At 68.6% G+C, this 25,182-nt stretch carries 22 protein-coding genes, 1 rRNA gene and 1 pseudogene; 11 read left to right on the forward strand and 13 right to left on the reverse strand.

Features of this window, described 5'->3' with window-relative positions; genetic code table 11:
- Window positions 1-65 (reverse strand): 16S ribosomal RNA (locus DS837_RS26835); the annotation flags it as partial.
- 724 nt (window positions 66-789) lie between these two features.
- Here DS837_RS26835 and DS837_RS26840 point away from each other — a divergent pair.
- A complete protein-coding gene (locus DS837_RS26840) occupies window positions 790-2,136 on the forward strand; it encodes a peptidoglycan DD-metalloendopeptidase family protein (protein ID WP_247890150.1) in 1,347 nt (448 codons plus the stop codon).
- Between the two features lie 13 nt (window positions 2,137-2,149).
- On the opposite strand, the gene DS837_RS32205 is transcribed toward DS837_RS26840, so the two are convergent.
- The 5 genes from DS837_RS32205 to DS837_RS26860 all read right to left on the reverse strand — a co-directional run bounded on the left by DS837_RS32205 (window position 2,150) and on the right by DS837_RS26860 (window position 7,498).
- Window positions 2,150-2,323, reverse strand: coding sequence for a hypothetical protein (locus tag DS837_RS32205; RefSeq protein ID WP_170295990.1), 174 nt, complete (start codon window positions 2,321-2,323; stop codon window positions 2,150-2,152).
- A gap of 79 nt (window positions 2,324-2,402) precedes the next feature.
- On the reverse strand, window positions 2,403-3,392 hold the full coding sequence (locus DS837_RS26845; protein WP_149167530.1) for a GNAT family N-acetyltransferase: 990 nt from the start codon (window positions 3,390-3,392) through the stop codon (window positions 2,403-2,405).
- 17 nt (window positions 3,393-3,409) lie between these two features.
- On the reverse strand, window positions 3,410-4,270 hold the full coding sequence (gene motA, locus DS837_RS26850) for a flagellar motor stator protein MotA (protein WP_035682389.1): 861 nt from the start codon (window positions 4,268-4,270) through the stop codon (window positions 3,410-3,412).
- 279 nt (window positions 4,271-4,549) lie between these two features.
- Window positions 4,550-6,412 (reverse strand): phosphoenolpyruvate carboxykinase (GTP), encoded by a 1,863-nt coding sequence (locus DS837_RS26855; protein WP_149167531.1) that lies wholly within the window; start codon window positions 6,410-6,412, stop codon window positions 4,550-4,552.
- A 294-nt stretch (window positions 6,413-6,706) separates the two neighbouring features.
- Complete coding sequence (locus DS837_RS26860) at window positions 6,707-7,498, reverse strand: HugZ family pyridoxamine 5'-phosphate oxidase (protein WP_149167532.1); 792 nt, start codon at window positions 7,496-7,498, stop codon at window positions 6,707-6,709.
- Between the two features lie 384 nt (window positions 7,499-7,882).
- Here DS837_RS26860 and DS837_RS26875 point away from each other — a divergent pair, with 384 nt between their 5' ends.
- The 8 genes from DS837_RS26875 (at window position 7,883) to ptsP (ending at window position 15,144) form a co-directional block, all read left to right on the forward strand.
- Window positions 7,883-8,578 (forward strand): response regulator transcription factor, encoded by a 696-nt coding sequence (locus DS837_RS26875; RefSeq protein ID WP_149167534.1) that lies wholly within the window; start codon window positions 7,883-7,885, stop codon window positions 8,576-8,578.
- Window positions 8,550-10,316: a stimulus-sensing domain-containing protein gene (locus DS837_RS26880; protein WP_149167535.1), complete on the forward strand. Its 1,767-nt coding sequence runs from the start codon at window positions 8,550-8,552 to the stop codon at window positions 10,314-10,316. The genes DS837_RS26875 and DS837_RS26880 overlap by 29 nt, the downstream gene beginning before the upstream one ends.
- A gap of 152 nt (window positions 10,317-10,468) precedes the next feature.
- Complete coding sequence (locus DS837_RS26885) at window positions 10,469-10,918, forward strand: hypothetical protein (protein ID WP_247890152.1); 450 nt, start codon at window positions 10,469-10,471, stop codon at window positions 10,916-10,918.
- 159 nt (window positions 10,919-11,077) lie between these two features.
- Complete coding sequence (locus tag DS837_RS26890; RefSeq protein WP_149167536.1) at window positions 11,078-11,584, forward strand: HPr kinase/phosphorylase; 507 nt, start codon at window positions 11,078-11,080, stop codon at window positions 11,582-11,584.
- On the forward strand, window positions 11,581-12,504 hold the full coding sequence (gene rapZ, locus DS837_RS26895; RefSeq protein ID WP_149167537.1) for an RNase adapter RapZ: 924 nt from the start codon (window positions 11,581-11,583) through the stop codon (window positions 12,502-12,504). The genes DS837_RS26890 and rapZ overlap by 4 nt, the downstream gene beginning before the upstream one ends.
- A gap of 127 nt (window positions 12,505-12,631) precedes the next feature.
- The gene (locus DS837_RS26900; protein ID WP_149167538.1) at window positions 12,632-13,033 is read left to right on the forward strand and encodes a PTS sugar transporter subunit IIA; all 402 of its coding nucleotides are present in this window, start codon (window positions 12,632-12,634) and stop codon (window positions 13,031-13,033) included.
- Window positions 13,034-13,037: 4 nt separating this feature from the next.
- Entirely contained in the window at window positions 13,038-13,382 is a 345-nt protein-coding gene (locus tag DS837_RS26905) for an HPr family phosphocarrier protein (RefSeq protein WP_247890153.1), read from the forward strand.
- Window positions 13,372-15,144 carry a phosphoenolpyruvate--protein phosphotransferase gene (gene ptsP, locus DS837_RS26910; protein WP_149167539.1) on the forward strand — a complete coding sequence of 591 codons (1,773 nt, stop codon included), beginning with the start codon at window positions 13,372-13,374 and terminating at the stop codon, window positions 15,142-15,144. The genes DS837_RS26905 and ptsP overlap by 11 nt, the downstream gene beginning before the upstream one ends.
- Before the next feature lie 179 nt (window positions 15,145-15,323).
- Here ptsP and DS837_RS26915 read toward each other — a convergent pair.
- Window positions 15,324-15,491, reverse strand: a pseudogene (locus DS837_RS26915) (PLP-dependent transferase); the annotation flags it as partial.
- 50 nt (window positions 15,492-15,541) lie between these two features.
- Window positions 15,542-16,180 (reverse strand): gamma-glutamylcyclotransferase, encoded by a 639-nt coding sequence (locus tag DS837_RS26920; protein WP_149167540.1) that lies wholly within the window; start codon window positions 16,178-16,180, stop codon window positions 15,542-15,544.
- A 108-nt stretch (window positions 16,181-16,288) separates the two neighbouring features.
- Here DS837_RS26920 and DS837_RS26925 point away from each other — a divergent pair, with 108 nt between their 5' ends.
- On the forward strand, window positions 16,289-17,302 hold the full coding sequence (locus DS837_RS26925; RefSeq protein WP_149167541.1) for a DUF2125 domain-containing protein: 1,014 nt from the start codon (window positions 16,289-16,291) through the stop codon (window positions 17,300-17,302).
- A 145-nt stretch (window positions 17,303-17,447) separates the two neighbouring features.
- Here the strand turns inward: DS837_RS26925 and DS837_RS26930 are convergent, their stop codons facing one another.
- The 5 genes from DS837_RS26930 to DS837_RS26945 all read right to left on the reverse strand — a co-directional run bounded on the left by DS837_RS26930 (window position 17,448) and on the right by DS837_RS26945 (window position 22,066).
- Complete coding sequence (locus DS837_RS26930) at window positions 17,448-18,707, reverse strand: M16 family metallopeptidase (protein WP_149167542.1); 1,260 nt, start codon at window positions 18,705-18,707, stop codon at window positions 17,448-17,450.
- A 112-nt stretch (window positions 18,708-18,819) separates the two neighbouring features.
- A complete protein-coding gene (locus tag DS837_RS32210; RefSeq protein WP_170295991.1) occupies window positions 18,820-18,987 on the reverse strand; it encodes a hypothetical protein in 168 nt (55 codons plus the stop codon).
- A gap of 108 nt (window positions 18,988-19,095) precedes the next feature.
- Window positions 19,096-19,866, reverse strand: coding sequence for a hypothetical protein (locus DS837_RS26935; RefSeq protein ID WP_149167543.1), 771 nt, complete (start codon window positions 19,864-19,866; stop codon window positions 19,096-19,098).
- A gap of 45 nt (window positions 19,867-19,911) precedes the next feature.
- The gene (locus DS837_RS26940; RefSeq protein ID WP_149167544.1) at window positions 19,912-20,337 is read right to left on the reverse strand and encodes a DUF350 domain-containing protein; all 426 of its coding nucleotides are present in this window, start codon (window positions 20,335-20,337) and stop codon (window positions 19,912-19,914) included.
- A 40-nt stretch (window positions 20,338-20,377) separates the two neighbouring features.
- Window positions 20,378-22,066: a DUF2491 family protein gene (locus DS837_RS26945; RefSeq protein ID WP_247890154.1), complete on the reverse strand. Its 1,689-nt coding sequence runs from the start codon at window positions 22,064-22,066 to the stop codon at window positions 20,378-20,380.
- Window positions 22,067-22,508: 442 nt separating this feature from the next.
- Here DS837_RS26945 and acnB point away from each other — a divergent pair, with 442 nt between their 5' ends.
- The gene (acnB, locus tag DS837_RS26955; RefSeq protein ID WP_149167546.1) at window positions 22,509-25,094 is read left to right on the forward strand and encodes a bifunctional aconitate hydratase 2/2-methylisocitrate dehydratase; all 2,586 of its coding nucleotides are present in this window, start codon (window positions 22,509-22,511) and stop codon (window positions 25,092-25,094) included.
- Window positions 25,095-25,182: the final 88 nt, after the last annotated feature.

Here is a 25,182-nt window from a genome sequence, read left to right on the forward strand (position 1 = left end):
TCGACTTGCATGTGTTAGGCATGCCGCCAGCGTTCGTTCTGAGCCAGGATCAAACTCTCAGGTTCAAGCCGAGCGCCGAAACGCTCTCTTGACAGGGCCGCTCAACGCGACCTCAACCCAAGCTTTCAAAACTGTTCGTCTCTTACTGCTTGACCGAGATGCTCAAGCGACCCGCGATGCCAGTCCCTTCCGGAACCGGTCCGCGGCCAACGGCCAAAACCGCCGCCTGCGCATCCCTTCTCACAACACGGTATCAACGATATCCAAGATCCCGCGGCTCTCAGGAGAACCGCAACACCCCGCGCCCAGCTCCTTCGAGGAGCGGGCCGCCAGGGCCAAAACCGATGAACCAGAAATCCGGAGACGAAGCAAACAGCGCCCAATGCTTGGCGCCGTTTCTTGGATCGTCATCCGCTTTTTTGATCCGTCGCTGCCGCGTTTGTCTGCGGCGCTGCGTCGGTGGAGCGGTTTATAAGCGCACCCCGTCGAACGACGCAAGGGCTTTTTGCATTTCCATGAAAAATTCTTCACGGAGCGACTTATCACCGTAGTCCAAGCTGGAATCGGTGTATGTCCGTCCCTCCCCGGATCGAGCGTTCCGCATGACGGTGCTCAGGGACGGGGGAAGGGACGGCCCTGGCACGCACAACCAATTGACGCAGATACCCCTATCGGGTTGACAGTGACAAAAAGGGTGCGCATGGTCGCCTATAGACAGTGGTAGCTCCTTGGGCGGCCGAACAGCCCGCCGCCACAACGGTCCGAAACGTGTGAGGAAGCAATAGGAGGATGACGGTGCGTTCGAGGCTCGGTGGCCTTCCCACGCTCGCCCTGGTTGCCGCTGGTCTGGCGGGGCTCCTCACCCACACGGTCGCCGCGCCCGCCCAGGCGGCGGGCGGGCGCACGGCCCCGCCGGAGCGGAGCGTCAAAGAGACCGCCGCCAAAGATACGGACGATGACGAGGCGTCGTCGAACGCGCATCGCCACATCCTGTCGGTCGGGCGCGGCGACACGCTGATGGACATGCTGACCGGGGTGGATGTCCCGGCGGACGAGGCGACCAACGCCATCGCGGCCCTGCGCAAGGTCTACGATCCGCGCAAGCTGCAGGTCGGCCAGCAGGTCACCGTCCTGTTCGAGCCGCGCCGCGGCGGAAGCAAGCGATTCGTTGGGCTGGAGTTCCTTCCGGACGTGGTTCGTTCCGTCTCCGTCTCCCGCAAGGGCGACACCGCCTTCACGTCGAGCGAATCGGAGAAGGCGGTCACCCGCCAGCCGGTCGCCGCGCAGACGGTGATCCGGTCGAGCCTGTTCGAAGCGGGCAACGCCGCCGGCGTGCCGGTGTCGGTGATGATGGCGCTGATCCGCGACTATTCCTACGACGTGGACTTCCAGCGCGACCTCCAGCCGGGCGACCAATTCGAGGTCCTGTATGAGCGGCTGGTCACCGCCGACGGCAAGAACGCCGGCGAAGGCGACGTGCTCTACGCCGCGCTGGTGCTGAGCGGCAAGGAATACCCGATCTACCGGCACAAGAGCCGGGACGGGCGGATCGACTACTACAACCGCGACGGCGAGAGCATCCGCCGCGCCCTGCTGCGCACGCCGATCGACGGCGCGCGGATCACCTCGGGCTTCGGCATGCGCCACCACCCGATCCTGGGCTTCAGCAAGATGCACAAGGGCATGGATTTCGGCGCGCCGACCGGCACGCCGATCTACGCCGCGGGCGGCGGTGTGGTCGAAGAGGTCGGACCGAACGGCGCCTACGGCAATTACATCCGCATCCGCCACAACACCCAGATCGCCACGGCCTACGCCCATCTGAGCCGGATCGCCAAGAGCACGCGCCGCGGCGCCCGTGTCGACCAGGGCGACGTCATCGGCTATGTCGGGACCACCGGCCGGTCCACCGGACCGCACCTGCATTATGAGGTGCTGAAGGGCGGCCAGCAGATCAACCCGAAGAGCATCGACCTGCCGACCGGCGACAAGTTGGAAGGCCGTGAGCTGCAAGCCTTCGAGCAGACGGTGCGGTCGCTGGAGAAGACCTTCGAGCAGGCACGCAGCGGCCTCCAACTCGCCCGCACCCCAGGCCCGCACGAGGACAAGGGCTGCACCAAGGCGACGACCTGCTGAGGCGCCGCCCCGCCTATTCCTGGTGAAGAAAGCGGCGGATGGCGCTGGCCAGGATCTGGACGCCCCTCTCCTCGTCATCCGCCATCTTGCGGAGACGGTCGCGCATGGCCTGAACCTGCGGCTTCATCTGGGCCGCCTTGGCGATGGCCAGTTGCGCCTCTTCCGGTTTCATGTCGTCTTTGGCCATGGCGTGCTCCCTCCGCTCGCGATCAGGATGAGACTGTCGGCGCCGGAATTCAACGACGCCCTTTTCCAGGGATCAGACCTCAGCGGAACAGGCCGGCGCTCTCCACCGCCTGACCGCCGGTTCCCAGCTTGAACTCCGTGACGCCCGACGCGCTGTCCGGGTTGATGCCGCCGAGGTCGAGCCAGCCCACGCCGCGCGCCTTCAGCGCCAGGGCCGCCCGCCACAGCACCAGCCGCATCGCGCCACTCTTGCGCCCCGACTCGCTGGACCAGCCGATCTGGTAGGTGGCCGAACCACCATGGATGTAGAAGAGGGCGCTCGCCGCCGGGCCGGCCTTGCCGGACCGGTCCTCCAGCGCGGCGGCCATCAGCACCCCGTCGCCCTTCCCCCCGCCTTTCAGCAGCCCGTTGCGGATGCGCACGGCCAGCGCGCCGGTCATCGGGCGGAACTGCTTGGTCTGGGCCTGCTCATGCTCCTGCTTCATCAGCCAGGGCAGGTTCTTGGCCTCCCAGTCGAGGTCGATCACCAGACCGGCCTTCTCCGCACCCTTCAGCCGCTGCCGCCAGTCGCGGGCCATCGCGGCCCTCAACTCCTCCTCGCCGCGCGACAGGTCGAGCCAGACCGTGCGGTAGCCGGAGCCGAAGCGGCGGAAGCCGCAGCGTTGCAGCATCGCCTCGGCCTCCGGGCCGGCGGCGAGTTCGGGCAGCAGGCTGGCCCGGTTCAGCGGGTTGTCGGGGCAGGCCCGACGCAGCAGACGGAAGACCGCCTCCTGGGTCGCCGGATCCGGCTCCACCCCGTCGAGCCACAACGGGCCGCGGTGGATCTGGCGCTGGTGGAACAGGCGCAGCGTGCGCCGCTCCAGAAGCTGGACGATCCCGATGGGCGCGCCGTCCCGCCGGATCAGGCCGAGCCGCGGCACGAAGCCATGGGTGCGCCCCATGGCGCCGGCATAGGCGAAGCACTGCGGCAGGGTGGAGCGGGGAACGCGGGCGAAAAGCGAAGCCCACTCCCCCACCGTCCCTTCGTTCCACAGGATGGTGACGGCGCCTTCGGACGAGATCGGAGACATGGAGGGCGGATCCGGCGTCAGGCGGGCGGCAGGGCCGAGGTGGCCTCTTCCAACTGGGCGAAGCTCGGCCGGTATTCGGGCTCCAGCACGTTTCGCGAATACTCCACGGAGATGGCCGGCGCATAACCGGACAAATGCGCGATCAGGCCGATCTTCATCGCCTGATAGTATTTCCCTTCGGCATGGTAGATGTTCTTCAGGCCGCTGGCGATCGGCGCCAGGAAGCCGTAGGCGACGAGAATGCCGGTGAAGGTGCCGACCAGCGCGCCGCCGATCAGCTTGCCCAGAACCTCCGGCGGCTCGGTGATCGAGCCCATGGTGTGGATCACGCCCAGCACCGCCGCCACGATGCCCAGCGCCGGAACGGCATCGGCGACCGCCTGGATGGCGTCGGCGATCCTCTGATGCTCGTGGTGCATGGTCTCGATGTCCTCGTCCATCAGGTCGACCAGCTCGTGCGGGTTGTCGGCCCCGAGCGACATCAGGCGAAGATAGGTGCAGAGGAAGGATATGGCGTGGTGGTCGCCGTAGAATTTCGGAAACTGCTGGAAGAGTGGTGAGTCCTCGGGTTTCTCGATGTGCTGTTCAAGGGCGAGAAGCCCCTTGGTCTTCGCGATCTTGAAGACCTGATACATCATGGTGAGGAGTTCGAGGAAATCATCCTTTTTGTATTTTGGCCCCTTGAAGAGGTGCCCGAGTTCCTTGCCGGTGTGTGTGACCACCGCTTTTGGATTGCCGATCAAAAACGCGCCGGCGGCGGAGCCGAGGATGATCATGAACTCGAAGGGCATCCACAGCACGCCCAGGTGACCGCCACCCAGGACATAGCCCCCGAAGACGCTGAACACCACGACGCCGAAGCCGATCATCACGAACATGTCTTCCGTCCTCCAGCGTCATTTTCCGTGCCTTGGCCGGTCCGCTCCGCGGACAGTCGGTCAGGCGGGCGTGCTTGCGTTCTGTCGACCCAGTGACGCAGCAATCCCTTGAGTTTTTGTAAATCACCCGGCGTCGGACGCGATCCTAGCCGTGACAAAGGATCGTGTCACGAAAGGAGTACCTGAAAAGCCCCCCGCCGCAGCCACATGCGCAAAAGAAAAGGGACCGCCCACGGGCGGCCCCTCTTCACGCGTTCAGACGATCCGGTGACGGCCCGATCAGCCGATCCGCCAGGTGTCCGGAGCCTCCTCCAGCCGTTTGAGGAGTGCCACGCGCTGCTGCTCGATCTCGTCCGGCAGGTGGCTGCCGAAGCGGTTGAACAGCTCCTCCTGGTCCTTGGCCTCGGCCTCGGCTTCCTTCCGGTCGATGTCCATGATCTTGCGGAACTTGTCCTCGGCGAAGTCCAGACCGGCCCAGTTCAGGTCCTGATAACGCGGCATGTAGCCGAACGGGCTCTCCGCCGCATCCACCGCACGGCCGCGGACGCGGTCGACGATCCAGCGCAGGACGCGCATGTTGTCGCCGAAGCCCGGCCAGACGAACTTGCCGTTCTCGTCCTTGCGGAACCAGTTGACGCGGTAGATGCGCGGCAGGTTCTCAACCTTGCCTTCCATCGCCAGCCAATGGTTCCAGTAGTCGGCCATGTTGTAGCCGCAGAAGGGCAGCATGGCGAAGGGGTCGCGGCGGATGGCGGCCTGACCCACGGCGGCGGCGGTCGCCTCCGAGCCCATGGTCGCCGCCCAATAGACGCCCTCGCGCCAGTTGTAGGCCTCGAACACCAGCGGGAAGGTCTTGGACAGGCGGCCGCCGAAGATGAAGGCGGAGATCGGAACGCCCGCCGGGTCCTCCCAGGCCGGATCGATCGACGGGCACTGCGCCGCCGGGGCGGTGAAGCGCGAGTTCGGGTGCGCGGCCGGACGGCCCGACGCCGGGGTCCAGTCGTTGCCCTGCCAGTCGATCAGGTGGGCCGGCGCCTCGTCGGTCAGGCCCTCCCACCACACGTCGCCATCGTCGGTCAGCGCGACGTTGGTGAAGATGACGTTGGCGTTCAGCGTCTTCAGCGCGTTCGGGTTCGACTTGATGCTGGTGCCCGGCGCCACGCCGAAGAAGCCGGCCTCCGGGTTGATGGCGCGCAGCGTGCCGTCCGGCTGCGGCTTCACCCAGGCGATGTCGTCGCCGATGGTGCGGACCTTCCAGCCCTCGAACTCGGCCGGCGGCACCAGCATGGCGAAGTTGGTCTTGCCGCAGGCCGACGGGAAGGCGGCGGCGGCGTAGGTCTTCTCGCCCTCCGGGCTTTCCACGCCGAGGATCAGCATGTGCTCGGCCAGCCAGCCCTGCTCGCGGCCCATCGAAGAGGCGATGCGCAACGCGAAGCACTTCTTGCCGAGCAGGGCGTTGCCGCCGTAGCCCGAACCGAAGGAAACGATCGAGTGATCGGCCGGGAAATGGACGATGTACTTGTGATCGGCGTTGCACGGCCACGCCACGTCCGGCTGTCCGGGCTCGAGCGGCGCGCCGATGGAATGCAGGCAGGGCACGAAGTCGCCGTCGCCCAGGATGTCCAGCACCTTCTGGCCCATGCGGGTCATCATGCGCATGTTCACCGCGACGTACGGGCTGTCGGAGATCTGCACGCCGATGTGCGCGATGTCCGAGCCCAGCGGCCCCATGCTGAAGGGCACCACATACATGGTGCGGCCCCGCATGCAGCCCTCGAACAGGCCGTCCAGCTTCGCCTTCATCTCCGCCGGGGCGACCCAGTTGTTGGTCGGGCCGGCGTCCTCCTTGCGCTCGGAGCAGATGAAGGTCCGGTCCTCGACGCGGGCGACGTCGCCCGGATCGGAACGGCAGAGGTAGGAGTTCGGGCGCTTGGCCTCGTTCAGCTTGATGAAGGTGCCCGATTCCACCATCTCGGCGCACAGGCGGTCGTATTCCTCCTGCGATCCGTCACACCAGTGCACCCGCTCGGGCTTGCATTTGTTCGCGATCTCCTCGACCCAGGCCAGGAGCTTCTTGTTCCGCGTGCGCGTCGTTCCGGTCATCCTTTGCCTCTCAACTCGTCTCCGGGTTCGCCGCCCCATGGGATTTGGGGCCGGTGCCCGGAGGTCCGGACGGCTGGCCTTTTCGGCCTTTATCGAAGCCGTCCTCGTTCGGTGGCGGTGTCTTTCCGCCGGCTCAAACCACCGCAGCCCGGCCCGCAGGCCGGACGGCGGTCATCCCGACGCGCCCCCCGGGCGCGCCCGATGTCCTGATTGGCAAGAGAGGGGTGGCCCGAGGGCCACAAACCCAAAACGGCAACGGGTTGGTCCGTTATGGTCCACTGACGTTTTCTCCTGGTTGCGCTTCTTTGCGCGCCGCTTGCCGCGGCGTCGTGGTTAGCCGTCACGATCGTCCGAATCCACTGAGCCGTCGGCCGCGCCGGGTGCGCTGCCAGGCGCACTGCCGGACGCGCTCTGGCGGGCCTGCCGGGCGAGCCCGGCGAGAGTGACCCTAGCGTCTTCGGGGTTTTCCACGCTGTGATCGAAATCAACCCGCGCCATTTCGCCGCTGCGGCGCAGATCGCAGCCGTCGGGGTCGATCCCGGTCATCGCCCAAGGCTCGGCGCCATCGGCGGACCGTCCGGCCAGAACCGTGGCGTACAGCCGCAAGGCGTCGGCGTGATCGGCGTTCATGTGGCTCAGGATGGCGCTCTCGGCCTCGGCCAGCGCCGCGGGGACGCCGGGAAGCAGCAGGTCGGCCCGGTCGAGCCACCGCACCCGGCCGAATCCGGCCACCAGATGGGCGCGCTCCACCGCCACGGCGTAGACGCTGAAATCGGCGAAACCGGCGTAGAGTGCGGCACCGGGATGGCGCGCCAGGAAGCGGGCGCGGTGGCGCGGCTCCTGCGAGCGCGCTGCCCGCCCGAGAACGGACAGCCGCGACCCGGACAGCGGCTCCGCCAGCCCCGCGGTGCCGTCGAACAGCAGGCCGACGCGCGAATCCCGCGCGATGTTCTTCGTGTGGTCGGCAAGGGTGGAAAGAAGGAGAAGCGGCGTGCCGTCGAGGTCGAAGGCCACCTGGACCAGAGAGGGATAGGGCCAGCCGCCCCGGCCAATGTGCTGGTCGCCGGCTTGGTCGTCGTCCCCGCGCAGGGCGGTGGACAGCGCCGCCAGACCGGCACCACGCATCAGGCGCCTTGCGGCGCCTCCCGTTCGGCCGCCAACGTCCGATGACGCCGCGGCGCCCGGCCCCGACGGGGTCGGACGGATGGGGGACTCGTCGGAACTCATGCCCTGAAACGAATGCGTTCTCCCGCGCAGCACCGTTTCCCCGGCGCCGCATTGGTGCCATATTGGCCCAGACAAATAGGTTGGGAAAAGCGAAAAGTTGGCTTTTCATGCCTTTGCGCCGCCTGCAGGTCGTCGTGGAGCATTCGGAAAGCCCGCATTTCGAAATAAGACGAAACCATTCTTCCGTAGTAAGCGACATCAACGGCCCGGCCATCCGCTTCAGTTGGCCGCCGGCACAGGCCGTCGCCGAAAACGGGGCGTGTGATTGGGAACGCGAACGACATGTCTCACACCGTAGCGTTGGTGGATGACGACCGGAACATCCTGACCTCCGTTGCCATGGCGCTGGAAGCGGAGGGCTTCGAGGTGCGCACCTACACCGACGGCGCCGAAGCGCTGCGCGGCCTGACCCAGCGCCCGCCCGACCTTGCCGTGCTGGACATCAAGATGCCGCGCATGGACGGAATGGAGTTGCTGCAGCGCCTGCGCCAGACCAGCCATCTGCCAGTCATCTTCCTGACCAGCAAGGACGACGAGGTCGACGAGCTGATGGGTCTGCGCATGGGCGCGGACGACTATATCAAGAAGCCCTTCTCGCAGCGCCTGCTGGTCGAGCGCATCCGCACCCTGTTGCGGCGCGAGGCGGCGACCCGCGACAAGACCGCGCCGGAACCCGGCGTGCTGCTGACCCGCGGCCCGCTGGTCATGGACGGCGCCCGCCATTCCTGCACCTGGAAAGGCCAGCCCATCGACCTGACGGTGACGGAGTTCCTTCTGGTGAAGGCGCTGGCCCAGCGCCCCGGCCATGTGAAGAGCCGCGACCAGCTCATGGACGCCGCCTATGGCGAGAACGTCTATGTCGACGACCGCACCATCGACAGCCACATCAAGCGGCTCCGCAAGAAGTTCAAAGCCATTGATTCCGACTTTGCGCAGATCGAAACGCTCTATGGCGTCGGTTACCGATACAGGGAGTGAGGTCCGCGCGCCGGACCACGCCCCCTCCCCATCCGCCAAGCCCGGCGCCGCACCGCGCGCCGCGGCCCGGCGCCGGGTGCGCGGCGTGCCGTCGCCGCTGACCCTGCGGATTCTCGCCGTCAACGTGCTGGCGCTGCTGCTTCTGGTCGGTGCCCTGCTCTATCTCGGCCGCTATCAGGACCGGCTGGTCCAGGCGGAACTGGACGCGCTGGAGACGGAGGCGCGCATCTTCGCCTCCGCGCTGGGCGAGGGCGCCGTGCAGCGGGCCGCCGACGAGCCGGAGCTGGGCCAGGAAAGCTACGAGCTGTCGCCGGAGCTGGGGCGCCAGATGATCCGCCGATTGGCGCTGGCGACGGAGACGCACACCCGGCTCTACGGCCCGGACGGGCGGCTGCTGTCGGACAGCCGCGTGCTGACCGGCTCGCCCGGCAAGATCGAGATCCAGGAGCTGCCGCTGCCGCCCTCCGGCGACCCGGCGTCCCGCGCGGTCAACGAGTTCTACGCCCGCTTCATCGACGTGGTGCCGAGCCGGGAGAACCTGCCGCTCTACCGCGAGCCGCCGGGCCACGCCGCCGAATCGGCGGCACCCCCGCCCAACGTGGAGCGCGCGCTGGCCGGCGAGAACAGCGCGACGGTGTGGCGGCTGGCCTCCCCCGTTGCCCGCTCCAACCTGCTGCTGACGGTCGCCGTCCCGGTCCAGCGCTACAAGGAGGTGCTGGGGGCGGTGCTGCTGTCGCGCAGCGGCACGGTGATCGACGAAGCCATCCGATCGGTGCGCACCGACATCCTGCGCGTCTTCGCGGTGGCGCTTCTGGTCACGGTCCTGCTGTCGCTCTATCTGGCCGGCACCATCGCCCGACCCATTCGCAAGCTGGCACAGGCCGCCGACCGGCTGCGCACCGGCCATGGGCGCCACACCGAGATTCCCGACTTCACGCGCCGCGGCGACGAGATCGGCGAGCTGTCCGGCGTGCTGCGCGACATGACGGCGGCGCTGTGGGCACGCATGGACGCTATCGAGCGCTTCGCCGCCGACGTCGCCCACGAAATCAAGAATCCGCTGACCTCGCTGCGCAGCGCGGTGGAGACGGTCAGCCGCATCCAGGACCCGGCGCGGCGCGACAAGCTGATGGCGATCATCGCCGACGACGTGCAGCGGCTGGACCGGCTGATCAGCGACATCTCCAACGCCTCGCGCCTGGACGCCGAGCTGTCGCGCGCCGCGCTGGAGCCGGTGGACATCGGCGCGATGCTCCGCACGCTCGCCGACATCCACCGCACCACCGCCGAGGACGAAGACGAGGACGAGGACGAAGACGGAACGGAGGCTCCGCCGCGAGTCGTCATCGAGCCGCCGCGGGGCGGGTCGCTGACCGTGAGGGGGTTGGAGGGGCGGCTGACCCAGGTCTTCCAGAACCTGATCGCCAACGCCCTGTCCTTCTCGCCGCCCGGCGGGCAGGTCCGGCTGGCCGCCCGGCGCACCCCGGACGGCGCGGTCGAGGTGACGGTCAGCGACGACGGCCCCGGCATCCCGGAGGGCAAGGAGGAGGCGATCTTCGAGCGCTTCTACACCGAACGGCCGGCCGGCGAGAAGTTCGGTACCCATTCCGGGCTCGGCCTGTCGATCTCCAAGCAGATCGTGGAGGCCCATGGCGGCACCCTCCGGGCCGCGAACCGTCTTGGGCGCGCCGGGGAGACGACCGGCGCCGTCTTCACCGTGCGCCTGCCCCGCCCCTGACTCCATTCCACAGGGTGGATGCGGCATAGTTGCAATTTGAGAAAAGACGTATGGACAAAGTCGTGGGTGCGGCGGATGCTCGATCTTGGTCATACCCGCGCCTGTGACGGCTGGCCTTTCAACAACCGGACGTCACCAACCGGAAGAGGGCCATGTCAGACATCAAGCCCGACATCAAGCCGATCGCACCGCGCCCGATCAACGGAACCGCCCCGGCTTCGATCACACCGGATTCGGTCGCTGCGGCTTCAGTCACCCCGGCGTCGACCAACGTCATCGACTTCCGCCGCTATCGGCTGGCCCGTCTCATCAACGACGCCAGCGTCCAGCAGGGCGAGCTGGCCCGGATGATGCGGGCGTCGGCCAACGAACGGACGCAACTGGCGGAGGCCCTCCAGGGCGCCCAGCGCCATCTGGCGACCATCGCCGACAGCTACACCCATCTGTTGACCCGGCTGGCCCGCGAGAAGGATTTCCGCACCGCCTGCCAGGAGGCGGCCGAACTGGACGATCTGGACGAGATGATCCGGCGGCGCGACGCGCTGGCCAGCGAGTTGGCGGACATCCGCCGCACCGTCCGACCGGCCTGCGCATCGGTTTGACCGCGGGCGGCGACAGGCCGGGCTGAGGCCGGGAATCGGGGCGGCAGGCATTGGGCCAAGGCGGGCGCACCGGCGCATTCGAGGCGTATCGGGCGGGAAAGGATGCATTTTCGGCATCCCATTGACAGAACCAGCGGCACGCCTCACCTTCGCGGGATCATGGTAACGATTCACGGCACCTGCGTCTTGGTCGGCACATGGAATGACGGCCATGGAAACGGCGGCATACGGGGCGGCGACCACCGGGGCGGAACACCCGTCGGCGTGCTGCTGCGGGGGCCGTCGGGCAGCGGCAAGTCCGATCTGGCCTTGCGGATGATCGATGCGGGTGCGTTGTTGGTTGCGGACGACCGGGTGGAATTGCGCGTGGACCGGGGCAGGCTGATGGCGACGGCGCCGGCGGCGTTGGCCGGCCTGCTGGAGGTGCGGGGCGTCGGCATCATGCCCGTGCCCACCGCCACGGAAGCGGAAGTCGGGCTGGTCGTCGATCTGGTGCCGCGCGACGCCGTGGAACGCCTGCCTGGGGAAGAGGCGGCGGATCTTCTCGACCGGACCGTGCCGCGCCTCGCCCTCTGCCCCTTCGACGCCTCAACTCCGGCCAAGCTCAAGCTGGCTGCCGGCGCCGCGCGGGCCGGCTCTCTGGGAAAGGTTCCGGACCTGCCATGACCGACCGCCTCCCCTTCGAAAGTCATCCCACGGAACGGCTCACGGGCCAGGACGGCCAACTCGTGCTCGTCACCGGCATGTCCGGAGCCGGCATGTCGATCGCCCTGAAGGCGCTGGAGGATCTGGGCTACGAGGCGGTGGACAACCTGCGCCTCTCGCTGGTCCCGGCGCTGCTGGAGCAGGCCGACCCGCGCCGGCGCCCGCTGGCCCTGGTCATCGACAGCCGCACCCGCGACTTCTCCGCCCACGCCATGCTGGAGGAGGTGGAGGCGCTGAAGTCCCACGCGGAACTGGACGTCCGGCTGGTCTTCCTCGATTGCGGGGATGAGACCCTGCAGCGCCGCTTCACCGAGACGCGCCGCCGCCATCCGCTGGCCATCGACCGCCCGGTGCCCGACGGCATCCAGCTGGAGCGCGCCATGCTGCTCCCGCTGAAGCAGCAGGCCGACGTGACCATCGACACCACGCAATTGTCGATCCACGACCTGCGCCGCATCCTGGCCGGAAACTTCCAGATCGGCACCCAGGCGGCGCTTCAGGTCTTCGTCACCTCCTTCTCGTTCCGGATGGGGTTGCCTCGCGAGGCGGACCTCGTGTTCGACGTACGCTTCCTGACGAATCCCCATTATGATCCGGAACTGCGACCGCTGACCGGCCTGGACCCCCGTGTGGCGGCGCGGGTGGAGGACGACCCGGATTTCGCCGAATTCTTCCGTCATCTGACGGATCTGTTGCAGCCGCTTCTGCCGCGCTACAAACAGGAGGGCAAGAGCTACCTGACCATTGCGATCGGCTGCACCGGCGGCAAGCACCGGTCCGTGTTCGTCGCCGAACGGCTGGCCGCGTGGCTGGACGGGCTGGGTCTGACGGTCGGGATCAGCCATCGGGAGCTGGAACGGCAGGCCCCGCGGGCCGGCTGACAGCCGAAGGTTGGACCAGAGGGGTTGACCAGGGGAGCGGGTCGAGGCGATCCGGATAAGGGATCGTTCATAAGTGCCGCAATAAGAATGTGGCTTCGGGGGAGGCTCCAGAATTGAAGGATGTCCCATGATCGGTATGGTTCTGGTAACCCACGGGCGCCTCGCGGCAGAGTTCATCGCCGCGCTGGAGCATGTGGTGGGTGAGCAGCAGCAGGTGCGGGCCGTGTGCATCGGCCCAGACGACGACATGGAGCAGCGCCGTCAGGACATTCTGAACTCCGTTGCCGACGTGGACGATGGGTCCGGCGTCGTCGTGCTGACCGACATGTTCGGCGGAACCCCGTCCAACCTCGCCATCTCCATCATGGACAAGGCGAAGGTGGAGGTGATCGCCGGCGTGAACCTGCCGATGCTGATCAAGCTGGCCAGCGTGCGCCGCCAGGAAACGCTGACCCACGCCGTGAGCGCCGCGCGGGAGGCCGGGCAGAAATACATCAACGTCGCTTCCTCGCTGCTGTCGGACGGGTGACCCGATGAGTTCTCCGGACGAGAAGGCGCCCGAGCAAGGCGCTCCTGGAATCGAAGGGCGGAATCCCGAGGGCCGAAACCCCGAAATCTGCCAAAGCGTCACCATCTGCAACCAGCGCGGTCTGCATGCCCGCGCCGCGGCGAAATTCGTGAAGCTGGTCGCCACCTTCGATTGCGAGATCGAGGTGCGGCGCGGCGAGACGCAGGTGTCGGGCGAATCCATCATGGGCCTGATGATGCTGGCCGCCGGCCCTGGCACCTCGGTCGAATTGTACGCCTATGGCAACGAGGCCGAGGAGGCCATGGCGGCGCTCGTGGATCTGATCACCCGCAAGTTCGATGAAGACTGACGTTCCGGCCACCGGCCAGGGGCGGTCGTTGCGCGGGTTGGGCGTTTCGCCCGGCATTGCCATCGGCCCGGCCCATGTGGTGGAGAGCGGCGCCGTCCGCGTCCCCGAATACACGCTCACCGCCGACCAGGTGGAGGCTGAGGCCGCGCGCTTCACCGACGCTTGCGGCAAGGCACGCCGCCAGATCCGCAAGCTGAAGGCCAAGGCGCTGGTGCTGCCCGGCTCCGCGTCGGAGGAGATCGGCTTCCTTCTCGACGCCCACTTGGCGATGGTCACCAACTCCCGCCTGACGCGCGGCGTCGAGCGGCGAATCCAGCAGGAGCTGGTCAACGCCGAGGCCGCGGTCCAGGCGGAGATCGCCACCATCGCCCAGACCTTCGCGAGCATGGAGGACAGCTACCTCGCCGGGCGAATCGCCGACGTGCGCGAGGTCGGGCGGCGGCTGATCCGCAACCTGATGCGGCACGAGTATCAGGCCTTCTCCATGCTGAACCCCGGTTCGGTGATCCTGGCCGAGGAGCTGACCCCGGCGGACACCGCCCTGCTCGACCCGCGCCGCGTCGCCGGCTTCGCCACCGTGCTCGGCGGCGCCGAGGGGCACACGGCGATCATGGCGCGGTCGCTGGGCATTCCGGCGGTGCTGGGCGTCGGCGGGCTGCTGTCCGGGCTGAAGAACGGGGTCACGATCATCGTGGACGGGGTTCAGGGGCGCGTCATCATCGACCCCACCCCCGAGGTGCTGGAGGACTACCGGCAGCGCCGCGCCGAGCGCGAGCGCGAGCGCGAGCAGTTGAAGGGCCTGCGCAAGCTGCCGGCGGTCACCCGCGACAACACCGCGGTGACGCTTCAGGCCAACCTGGAACTGCCGCGCGACCTCGACCACGCGCTGGAGAACGGGGCGCAGGGAATCGGGCTGCTGCGCACCGAGTTCCTGTTCATGAACCGCGACCAGCTGCCGGACGAGGACGAACAGTACACCGTCCTGCGCTCCATCGTGGAGGGCATGGGCGGGCGCACCGTCACCGCCCGGACCATGGATGTGGGCGGGGAGAAGCTGGCCGGCTGGATGGCCGGCCGCTACGGCGAGCCGGCGAACCCGGCGCTTGGACTGCGCGCCGTCCGGCTCGGCCTGCGCGAGCCGAAGCTGCTGGAGACGCAGCTCGCCGCCATGCTGCGCGCCGGCGTCCACGGGCCGCTGCGCATCCTGCTGCCGATGATCTGCTCGGTCGCCGAGGTGCAGCGCGTGCGCGAGATGATGGGTCAGGTGGCCCGCCGCCTGCGCCGCCGCGGCGTCCCCATCGCCGACCCGCTGCCGCCGGTGGGCGTGATGGTGGAGGTGCCGGGCGCGGCGCTGTCCGCCGACGCTCTGGCCTACGCCGCCGACTTCTTCTCCATCGGCACCAACGACCTGACGCAGTACACGCTGGCCATCGACCGCGGCGACGAGCAGGTCGCTTCGCTCTACGACCCGCTGCACCCGGCGGTGCTGCGCTTGATCCAATTCACCATCGAGGCGGCGCTGCGCGCCCGCATCCCGGTGTCGGTCTGCGGCGAGATCGCCGGCGATGCGCGCTACACGGCCTTGTTGCTGGGGCTCGGCGTGCGCGACCTGTCGATGGTGCCGCCGGCCATCCCCCTGGTGAAGCGGCGCATCCGCAAGCTGGACCTTCAGGAGGCCACCCGGCGCGCCCGCGTCATCATGGACCAGAGCGACAGCGGACGCATCGCCGCCCTTCTGGACGACTTCAACGCCGTCGGCTGACCAGCCTCCGCCATGACCGGTTCCCCTGGCGACGCCGTCGCGTGGCCAAGGGTGCCCCGGATGCCCGACCACCACCATGCATCGGAACGCAAGCGGCTTGCTTCTCGACGGCGATCAGGCGGTAGGGTCACGCGAGACCGCTCCACCGAAAACGCGGCAACGGAGTTCGGTGTCGCAACCTACATGGAACAGCGGCCAAGCAGCGGCGCAACCGTACGCAGGGCTTGGTCCAAATCCATGAGCAGGCCACCCTCTCCTTCCAATCCGACGGACAAGCGCAACAGGCTGTCGTCAATGCCCGCCGCGCACCGCGCCTCGATCCCCATGCTCGCGTGCGTCATGGTCGCCGGGTGAGCGACCGGATGTCCGCTTTAGGGGGAGGGCGGCGGAATCCGCTTCAACCGATCCGCGCGCGCACCGCGGTCAGCAGGCTGCACAGCCCGCGGTCGCGGATGCCGATGGCCTCCAGATGGGCGACCGTGTTGGCGAGATAGTCCAGGTTCGGGCCGCGCTCGCCGCAGCATCCGGCGATGCGCTCGGCCATCGCGGTCTCGTCCATGCAGCCGCAATACTGCCGGTGGCGGCGGTCCACCACGAAGGTGCAGGCGGTGACCGGCGTCCCGCCGTCGCGCGGGCGCACCGGCAGCAGCTTGGGCCGGTAGACGCGGTTCAGCATCTCGCGGTCCCACAGGCAATCGAGGGTTTCCGGCACCCGCTCCGCCGCCACGCGGAAGACGATGCCCCGGCAGGAACCGCCGCGGTCCAGGCCCAGCACCAGACCAGGCCGCTCCGGTGTGCCGCGGTAGCGGTGGGAGGAGACGCAGAAGCGGCGATGATAGCCGCCCAGCACCGCCGGATGGCGCTCCAGAAAGGGGAACTCCGGGTTCCACATCAGCGAGCCGTAGGCGAAGACCCAGAGGTCGGCGCCGGGCGTCACGGCGATGTCGGCGGACCAGGAAGAGGCGGATGATGCCGGACGCTGCACCGGTGCGGTGACCGGAAGCTCGGCAACAGGCGATTGCGTATCGAGCAGCATGACCCTTAAGTAATGCAGCGTGCGCCGACCGGTGGCGACACGGTGAATGCTAGCACGGCCTCTGGCCGCCCGCTATAAGGTGGGTGCCACAAAACGGAAATGCCACAGATGCGCGTTCGGAAGATCTTGGGCTTCGCCGTTCTTGCCCTCGCCCTGCTGACCGGCGCCTATTCGGTGTGGTGGTGGCAGGCCGCCTCGGCGGTGGAGCGCGGTGTGCTCGCCTGGATGGATGAGCAGCGTGCGGCGGGCGCCGTGGTGGCCCATGGCGGGCTGAACGTCGGCGGCTATCCTTTCACCATCCGCGCCGCGCTGGAGGCGCCGCACCTCGCAACCCGCGACGCGGAGTGGCGGGGCGCCCGGCTGGTGGCGGAGGCGCCGCCCTGGAACCACACGCGCATCGCCCTGACCCTGCCCGGCGAGCAGCGGGTGACGGTGGTGCAGGCGAACCAGCCGCCCTTCACGCTGGTCGCCCGCGACGGCGGCCGGGGCCATGTCGGCCTCACCCTGACCGGCCAGCCCGTCGAGGCGCGGCTGGCCTTCACCGACCTCGTGGCGCAGCCCGACGCCCTGCCCGTTCCGATCGCCGCCCTGGACCTGACCGCCATCCAGCCCGCCGAGCCACCCGCCAGCCACAGCGACACCGGCCTGTCGGTCACTCTGGACGCGCGCGGCGCCACCCTGCCCGAGGGTGCGCCGGACGCGCTGGGCCGCGAGGTGCAGCGGCTCCTGTTGACCGCGCGCGTCCTCGGCCAGCCGCCGAAGCCGGAGCCGGCCAGCCTGTCGGCCTGGAGCCGCGACGGCGGCACGCTCCAGCTCGACGGGCTGAATGTGGATTGGGGACCGCTGAAGCTGGCGATGAACGGCACGCTGGCGCTGGATGCGGCCCTGCAGCCGCAAGCCGCGCTGACCGCGGAGGTGCGCGGGTATCAGGCGGTGCTGGACGCGCTCCAGGGGATGTTCCGGCCCAAGGAGCTGGCGATGGCCCGTACGATGCTGGGCCTGCTGGCCCGCCCCACCGGCCCGAACGGCGAGCCGGTGCTGACCGCCCCGGTCACCGTGCAGAACCGCGGGCTGTTCCTCGGGCCGCTGAAGGTTGCGGCGCTGCCGGCGGTGGTCTGGTAGGGGCTACACGTATTGCCCCCACCCCTCCCACGCTGCGCGTGGGCCCCTTCCCTCCCCCGCTTCGCAGGAGAGGGAGATTGGTCCCCTCCCCTGCGTCAGCGGGGGAGGATTAGGGAGGGGGCAAGACGTCGCTACACCACAAACCTCACGCCGCCTGCAGCATCCCCTGCATGTCCTCGTAGGACGGCAGATGGTCCAGCTTGCCGACCGCGGACACCGCCATCGGCCCGGCGAAGACGCGGTTGGCCGCCGCCGCCACATCCTCCGGCGTCACGGCGTCGATGCGCTCGAAGATCTGCTCGATGGTCCGCACCTCGCCGGTGCGCAGCAGGGTGCGGGCGAAGCGGTCGGCGCGACGCATGGTCGATTCCAGCGACTTGCCCACCGAGAAGCGCATCTGCTCCTTCGACCGCTCCAGCTCCACCGCGGTCACGCCGTCGCGGGCCTTGCGCAGCTCCTCGAAGAAGACCGGCACCAGCTCGGCCACCTCCTCCGGCCCGGTGCCGGCGTAGAAGCTGAGCGCCCCGCCGTCCGCATACTGGATGGGCGCCGCGTAGACCGAATAGACCAGCCCGCGCTTCTCCCGGATCTCCTGGAACAGGCGGGAGGTCATGCCGCCGCCCAGGATGTTGGCGAGGTGGCGCAGCGCGTAGCTCGCCGAATCCTCGGTGCCGACGCCGGGGAAGGCCGCCATGAAATGCACCTGCTCGGCGTCGCGCTTCAGCAGCGCCGCCCCGCCCTTGTTGACGACCGTCTCCTGGAAGGGGTCGTCCTTGGCGGTCAGATGGCCGAACAGCGCCTCCGCCCGGCGCACCACGGTGCCGTGATCGACGTTGCCGGACACCACATAGACCATGCGGCGCGGGTCGTAATGGGACACATAGTCGAACAGATGCTCACGCCCGAAGCCCGCGACGTTCTCCTTCGGGCCGAGGATCGGGCGGCCAAGCGCCTGCCCATCGAAGGCGGTGCGGCGCAGCGCCTCGTAGACCACATCCTCCGGCTCGTCGGCGTAGCGGCCGATCTCCTGAATGACCACGCCGCGCTCCTTCTCCACCTCCTCCTCCGGGAAAACGGAGTTCAGGACGATGTCGCCGATGATTTCGCAAGAGACGTCGACGTGCTTGGCGGCCATCTGCGTGTAATAGGCGGTAACGTCGTAGTCGGTGTAGGCGTTGAATTCGCCGCCACGGTTCTCGATCTCCAGCGCGATGCCCAGCGCGTCACGGCTTTCCGTTCCCTTGAAGATCATGTGCTCCAGGAAATGGGCGATGCCGTTCACAGTCGGCCGTTCGTTGCGCGCCCCGACGCCGACCCACACACCGCTGGTCACCGTGCCGAGATGCGGCAGATGGTCCGTCAGCACGCGGAATCCGTTGGCGAGGGTGGTCAGTTGGATCGTCACACAGGGTCTCCTGATTGGGCACGGAACCGCCCGGAACATCGGGGGCGTTGCATTGACGTGGGGCGCCATCCGCGCAGGAACAACGCTCCACGGGCTAGGGTCAAGCGCACCGTCAACCGCGCGGCGGCGCCAAAGCGGCGCTGAGGGCACGGCGGTTGCGGTGGGCGCGCATCAGAAGCGGAGCCGGAGCGTCGCCCGGCACCAGCAGGCGCCCGCCCGGCAACAGCCGCACGCCGTGCCGTTCCAGTTCGTTCAACAGCTCTGCCGTGGACCTGCGCATGGTCGTCCTCCACCGAGCAGACGTTCACTGCTCGCAGCATGGCGGAGAAGTTCGATAGGATCGATACGGATTATCCTATCCCACCGATAGGATGATCCTATTCATTCCTCAATGCCGGCTTTTCAGGGAGGCCAGACGGTCGGACAGGGTGCTGGGTGCCGGCTTCGCTCCAGTGGCGACATCGAGCGCCGCCTTGATGTTGGGATCGTCCTCCTCCGGTTTGGACGGCTTCAGCAGGCGGGCCTTGGCGCTGGACGCCTCCGCCTGGGCAAGGTCGCGGGCCGCCGCGTCCTGCATCGCCTTCAGCGCCGTGCCGAGGCTGGAGGTCGCGCCGCTCAGCCCCGCCGCCTGCCGGGCCGCTTCCGCCCGCTGCTCGGCCATGTCGCGCTGCTGGGCGGCGCGGCCCATGTCCCGTTCGGCCCGCTGCAACGCGCTGCGGGCGGCCTTCAGCTTGCCTCCAGCCTCGGCATAGGTCGTTTCCAGCATGGTCAGGAACTCGCGCGCGTCCACGGCGTCCTGCTCCTCCCGATCGATGTCCGGAGCCATCTGCTCCAGCATCCCCACCAGCGTTTCCAGGCTCCTTTCGAGCTGGGCCTTGCGACCGGCGTCGGCTTCCGCCTCCATCTGGCGCTGCAGATGCTCGGCGGCGGCCATGCGCTGGCGGGAGAGTTGAAGGATGGTCTCGGCCTCCTTCTGCTCCTTCTCATAGGCGGCGCGGGCCTGCGCGACCTGAAGGCCGAGACTGTCCAGATGCTCTTCCATCGTGCGCAGTTCGGCTTCCGTCGCGGCCTTCGGGTCCCAGCGCACCAGGGCTTCCACCGCCGACTGGACGGCCTGATCGGTCTTCACCCCGACGAGGTTGCGGATGAACGAGATCATGGTTGCGGTTCCTCTCTGTTTCGGCGGGTCTGTTTGGGCAGGTCTTCAGCCCGCCATGGCTCCGGCGTTCAGCAGCGCGACGGCGATCTGGAGGCCGGCCAGAGCCGTGCCCGCCGCGACGTTGCCGGATTCGATCATCGGGCGCAGGTCGCGGAACAGCCAGATGGCGATCAGGAAGGTAATCAACTGCAGCACCAGCGCAACCGCCCCCCAGATCAGGATGTCCACCAGGACAAGGCTGGTCACCAGCGTCGCCGCCAGCGGAATCGCCAGCGCCACCATCGTGCCGCCCAGCACCACGCCGGCGGCCTGGTTGCCACTGGCCAGCAGCTCGCGCTCGTGCAGCGGCGTCACCGCGATGTAGACGGCCACCCCGATCAGGAACAGAGCCAGGGTCGCTCCGAAATGCAGAAGCAGCAGCGGCAGGCCGGATTCGAGGCCCTGCAGGATTTGCGCGACGCTGGTGTCCATGGTGTCTTCCATAGGGGCTGGCGGGATCGGATAAGGAAACTCAGGAGAGGGAGAGCGAGGCGGGGTTGACGTCGATGCCGGCGCGGACCTCCACCCACGCCTCGCCGCCGTCCTCCACCGCAGTGACCAACACATACTCGGTCCGCGGCGCCGGGTCCGCGGCGCCGGTGGGGGCCGCGTAGAGCATGGCGGTCAGGCGGCGGGTGCGGCTGCCGCGGTGGTCGGTCAGCGTCTCGTCGAAGGTGATGGGGGCGATGCGGGACGCGCCGGGCGACCACAGCCGCCCGTACAGCTTGCCGTCCTTGGTCTGGAACTGCGGGTAGCCGATCATCCCGTCGCCAGGGTCCAGCCAGAAGCCCCATTCGTCGTTGTCGGTGGGGTGCACCTCGTCCAGGACGGAGAACCAGCGGCATTCGTCCGGCGCTCCCCCGGCTCCCAAATGAAGCTGGTAGAAGCCGCGCCCGCCCGGAAGATACAGCCGGTGCAGAGTCACGCCGCCGCCCGTCAGCGTGCCGACGGCCTCCACGCTGACCATCGAGCCGGCCCCCTCCGGCGCCGCGGCCTTGATCGCGCCGCCGCCCAGCAGGAAAGGCGTGGGATCGGGCGTTAGCGTCATGCCCACGCGGAACAGCGACGGTTCGTAGGTCGCGCCGGTGGCCTTGGCCTTCACGATGCCGGCGGCGGTGCTGGCGGCGGTGCTCCAGGGCGAACGGCTCACGGCGGAACCTCCGGTTCGGGAGCCCGACGAGCGGCGGCGCAGGACGGTCACGGCCACCACCATCCCCCCGACGAGCACAATCAAAAGAATCAGGGTGCCCAGCCCACCCCCGCCACCCCCGGTGGACTCCTCCGGGGCGGACGGCGTCTCCGGCGCGGCCTGCGCGACGTCGCGCGGGATGTCCGGCGGCAGGTAGCCGGGGTCGCGCGGGCGGTCCTCCTGCGCGCGGAGGCGGGTGTCGAGATCGTCCAGGCGGCGGCGCAGGTCGGGATCGTCCTGCGCGCGCCGCTCCGCCTCCGCGCGCCATTCCGCGTAGCCGGGGTCGCCCTGGTGGTTGTGGAACCAGTCGGCGTAGCCGGGGCGCGACAGGTTATCGAGCAGGAACCACAGGAACAGCCCGTTCCACAGGCCGAAGCTGGGACGGCTGCCATAAGCCCAGCCCGGCGGGCGCCAGCCGCCGTACCAGCCGCCCGGCCCATAACCGCCGGTGCGCCGCTGCCCCCAGCCCGCGCCGGAGCCACCGCCGCCCTGCCATCCCCCTCCCCAGCCGGCCCCGGAAGCGGACCCGGACCCGGAACGGGGCGGCGGGGCGGCAACCGGCGGGGTGCGTTCCCGCTGCTGCTGCTGCGCCCGGTAGCGGTCCAGCGCCTCGCCGCTCGACCGCCGCGACACGCCCAGATCGCCACCGCCGGAGGGCACCCCGCCGGGAGAGCCAAAGGACGGCCCGCTTTGGGGACGGCTGTAGCCGCCGCTGCCGGTGGACGGCGCGCGCGACGGGGCGGAGCGGGTGGAGAAGGACGGGGTGCGCACGGACGGGCGGCTGTATCCCCCGCTGGAGCTGCGGCCTCCGCCGGCCCGCGCCTCCGCCGCCTGCGGCCAGAGCAGCGCGGCGCTGGCCGCGGCCAGCCCGGCGGGCACCGCCGCGGGGGCGGCGGCGGGCAGCGGTTGCAGCGGCGCCAGCGCCAGAAGGACGCTGAGGAACCGGGCGGTGATCCGGCGTCGAAGGGACATGGAGCCTGAGGGCATGGAGCCTGCGCGGTGCCGTGGATGCCGGCCAGAACACCCTACATGCCCAATTGTTCACCATCAACCTCTTCCCCGGCGGGTTTGACATGGTGATGCGGCGGCCTGCGCAGAAACCCCACCGGAGCGTTCATTGCAAAAACCATGAGGAATTCAGGAAATCGCCACCCCTCCACAGGGCCGGCGGGAGCAAGTTGTAATACCACTTCTATGGCCGGCGCCTGAAAACGTGTCGCAGGCGGAGCGTTGACTTGACGACTCCCAAGGCGGCGACGTAAGACATCTCCGTTCCGCGGAAGTTCCTTCCGGAATGGAAGGACCGGCGGCGTGGGAAGACGCCGCAAGGGCAAAAAGCCGGGTCCGCGAGCGCGCCCCCCGGGGTCGGGGAATCGGACGACTGTTGAGCAACCTTGGATGAGAGGACCGCACCGTGCTTGAAGCTTACCGCCAGCATGTCGCTGAGCGTGCCGCGCTCGGAATTCCCGCCCTGCCGCTTTCGGCCAAGCAGACCGAGGAGCTGGTCGACCTTCTCCTGAACCCGCCGCAGGGCGAGGAAGCCTTCCTGGTCGATCTCATCACGCACCGCGTCCCGGCGGGCGTCGACGACGCCGCCAAGGTCAAGGCCGCCTTCCTGGCTTCGCTCGCCAAGGGCAACGAGACCTCGCCGCTGATCTCCAAGGTCAAGGCGACCGAGCTGCTGGGCACGATGCTCGGCGGCTTCAACATCAAGCCGCTGATCGACCTGCTGGGCGACGCCGAGTGCGGCGAGGCCGCCGCCGCGGGTCTGAAGACCACGCTGCTGATGTTCGACTACTTCCACGACGTCAAGGAGCTGGCCGACAAGGGCAACGCCAACGCCAAGGCGGTGATCCAGTCCTGGGCCGACGCGGAGTGGTTCACCTCGCGCCCCGAGGTCCCGGCCAGCCTGACGCTGACCATCTTCAAGGTGTCGGGCGAGACCAACACCGACGACCTGTCGCCGGCCCCGGACGCCTGGTCGCGCCCGGACATCCCGCTGCACGCGCTCGCCATGCTGAAGAACCCGCGCCCCGGCATTGTGCCGGAGGAGGCCGGCGTCCGCGGCCCGATCAAGCAGCTTGAGGATCTGAAGGCCAAGGGCAACCTCGTCGCCTATGTCGGCGACGTGGTCGGCACCGGCTCCTCGCGCAAGTCGGCCACCAACTCGGTGCTGTGGTGGACGGGCGAGGACATCCCCTACGTCCCGAACAAGCGCTTCGGCGGCGTCTGCCTGGGCTCCAAGATCGCCCCGATCTTCTACAACACGATGGAAGACGCCGGCGCCCTGCCGATCGAACTCGACGTCTCGCAGATGGAGACGGGCGACACGGTCGAGCTGCGCCCCTACGAGGGCAAGGCGCTGAAGAACGGCGCGGTCATCGCCGAGTTCTCCGTCAAGTCCGACGTGATCTTCGACGAGGTGCGCGCCGGCGGCCGCATCCCGCTGATCATCGGCCGCGGCCTGACCGCGCGCGCCCGTGAAGCGCTGGGCCTCGCCCCGTCGACCCTGTTCCGCCTGCCGTCCTCCCCGGTCGACAGCGGCAAGGGCTTCACGCTCGCCCAGAAGATGGTCGGCCGCGCGGTCGGCTTGGCCGAGGGCCAGGGCGTGCGTCCGGGCACCTATTGCGAGCCGAAGATGACCACGGTCGGCTCGCAGGACACCACCGGCCCGATGACCCGCGACGAGCTGAAGGATCTGGCCTGCCTCGGCTTCTCCGCCGATCTGGTCATGCAGTCCTTCTGCCACACCGCGGCCTATCCGAAGCTGGTGGACGTCAAGACCCACCGCGAGCTGCCGACCTTCATCTCGACCCGCGGCGGCGTCGCCCTGCGTCCGGGCGACGGCGTGATCCACTCCTGGCTGAACCGCCTGCTGATGCCCGACACCGTCGGCACCGGCGGCGACAGCCACACCCGCTTCCCCATCGGCATCAGCTTCCCCGCCGGCTCGGGCCTCGTCGCCTTCGCCGCGGCCACCGGCGTGATGCCGCTGGACATGCCGGAATCGGTGCTGGTCCGCTTCAAGGGCGCGCTGCAGCCGGGCGTCACGCTGCGTGACCTCGTCAACGCGATCCCGCTCTACGCCATCCGCCAGGGCCTGCTGACGGTGGAGAAGAAGGGCAAGAAGAACATCTTCTCCGGCCGCATCCTGGAGATCGAGGGTCTGCCCGAGCTGAAGGTGGAGCAGGCGTTCGAGCTCTCCGACGCCTCGGCCGAGCGCTCCGCCGCCGCCTGCACCGTCCGGCTCAACAAGGAGCCGATCATCGAGTACATGCGCTCCAACATCACCCTGATGAAGTGGATGATCGCCAACGGGTACGAGGACGCCCGGACGCTCGGCCGCCGCATCAAGGCGATGGAGGACTGGATCGCCAACCCGTCCCTGCTGGAACCGGACGCCGACGCCGAGTACGCCGCGGTGATCGAGATCGATCTGGCCGACATCAAGGAGCCGATCGTCGCCTGCCCGAACGACCCGGACGACGTGAAGCTGCTGTCGGAGGTTGCCGGCGACAAGATCGACGAGGTCTTCATCGGCTCCTGCATGACCAACATCGGCCACTTCCGCGCCGCCGGAAAGATCCTGGACGGGAAGACCGACATCCCGACCCGCCTGTGGATCGCCCCGCCGACCAAGATGGACGCCCAGATCCTGACCGAGGAAGGCTATTACGGCGTTCTCGGCAAGTCGGGTGCGCGCATGGAGATGCCCGGCTGTTCGCTGTGCATGGGCAACCAGGCGCAGATCCGCAAGGGCTCGACGGCCATCTCGACCTCGACCCGCAACTTCCCGAACCGCCTGGGCATCGACACGCGCGTCTATCTCGGCTCCGCCGAGCTGTCGGCCGTCGCCGCCCTGCTGGGCAAGCTGCCGACCCCTGCCGAGTATCTGGAGCAGGTGAGCGTCGTCAACCAGAAGGCCGGCGACATCTACCGCTACATGAACTTCGACCAGATCAAGGAGTTCCAGGACGTCGCCGACACGGTCGCCGCCTGATCCACTCTTCCCCTCCCCCCGCCCAGCGGGGGGAGGCCGGGAGGGGGGCCGATCAAGAAAATGTCTGCGTTAATGAAAAGCCCCGCCG

Source organism: Azospirillum brasilense (assembly GCF_008365405.1).
Lineage (GTDB): Bacteria > Pseudomonadota > Alphaproteobacteria > Azospirillales > Azospirillaceae > Azospirillum > Azospirillum brasilense_D.

What these genes read in the sequence shown, in the direction of transcription:
- DS837_RS26890 (WP_149167536.1), top strand. Translation starts at nt 11,078, where the DNA reads ATGGTAACGATTCACGGCACCTGCGTCTTGGTCGGCACATGGAATGAC.
- DS837_RS26920 (WP_149167540.1), bottom strand. Translation starts at nt 16,180, where the DNA reads ATGCTGCTCGATACGCAATCGCCTGTTGCCGAGCTTCCGGTCACCGCA.
- DS837_RS26940 (WP_149167544.1), bottom strand. Translation starts at nt 20,337, where the DNA reads ATGGACACCAGCGTCGCGCAAATCCTGCAGGGCCTCGAATCCGGCCTG.
- ptsP (WP_149167539.1), top strand. Translation starts at nt 13,372, where the DNA reads ATGAAGACTGACGTTCCGGCCACCGGCCAGGGGCGGTCGTTGCGCGGG.
- DS837_RS26880 (WP_149167535.1), top strand. Translation starts at nt 8,550, where the DNA reads ATGGCGTCGGTTACCGATACAGGGAGTGAGGTCCGCGCGCCGGACCAC.
- DS837_RS26840 (WP_247890150.1), top strand. Translation starts at nt 790, where the DNA reads ATGACGGTGCGTTCGAGGCTCGGTGGCCTTCCCACGCTCGCCCTGGTT.
- DS837_RS26845 (WP_149167530.1), bottom strand. Translation starts at nt 3,392, where the DNA reads ATGTCTCCGATCTCGTCCGAAGGCGCCGTCACCATCCTGTGGAACGAA.
- DS837_RS26855 (WP_149167531.1), bottom strand. Translation starts at nt 6,412, where the DNA reads ATGGGGCGGCGAACCCGGAGACGAGTTGAGAGGCAAAGGATGACCGGA.
- DS837_RS26905 (WP_247890153.1), top strand. Translation starts at nt 13,038, where the DNA reads ATGAGTTCTCCGGACGAGAAGGCGCCCGAGCAAGGCGCTCCTGGAATC.
- DS837_RS26925 (WP_149167541.1), top strand. Translation starts at nt 16,289, where the DNA reads ATGCGCGTTCGGAAGATCTTGGGCTTCGCCGTTCTTGCCCTCGCCCTG.
- motA (WP_035682389.1), bottom strand. Translation starts at nt 4,270, where the DNA reads ATGTTCGTGATGATCGGCTTCGGCGTCGTGGTGTTCAGCGTCTTCGGG.
- DS837_RS26875 (WP_149167534.1), top strand. Translation starts at nt 7,883, where the DNA reads ATGTCTCACACCGTAGCGTTGGTGGATGACGACCGGAACATCCTGACC.
- DS837_RS26860 (WP_149167532.1), bottom strand. Translation starts at nt 7,498, where the DNA reads ATGCGTGGTGCCGGTCTGGCGGCGCTGTCCACCGCCCTGCGCGGGGAC.
- DS837_RS26945 (WP_247890154.1), bottom strand. Translation starts at nt 22,066, where the DNA reads ATGTCCCTTCGACGCCGGATCACCGCCCGGTTCCTCAGCGTCCTTCTG.
- rapZ (WP_149167537.1), top strand. Translation starts at nt 11,581, where the DNA reads ATGACCGACCGCCTCCCCTTCGAAAGTCATCCCACGGAACGGCTCACG.
- DS837_RS32210 (WP_170295991.1), bottom strand. Translation starts at nt 18,987, where the DNA reads ATGCGCAGGTCCACGGCAGAGCTGTTGAACGAACTGGAACGGCACGGC.
- DS837_RS26900 (WP_149167538.1), top strand. Translation starts at nt 12,632, where the DNA reads ATGATCGGTATGGTTCTGGTAACCCACGGGCGCCTCGCGGCAGAGTTC.
- DS837_RS26935 (WP_149167543.1), bottom strand. Translation starts at nt 19,866, where the DNA reads ATGATCTCGTTCATCCGCAACCTCGTCGGGGTGAAGACCGATCAGGCC.
- DS837_RS32205 (WP_170295990.1), bottom strand. Translation starts at nt 2,323, where the DNA reads ATGGCCAAAGACGACATGAAACCGGAAGAGGCGCAACTGGCCATCGCC.
- DS837_RS26885 (WP_247890152.1), top strand. Translation starts at nt 10,469, where the DNA reads ATGTCAGACATCAAGCCCGACATCAAGCCGATCGCACCGCGCCCGATC.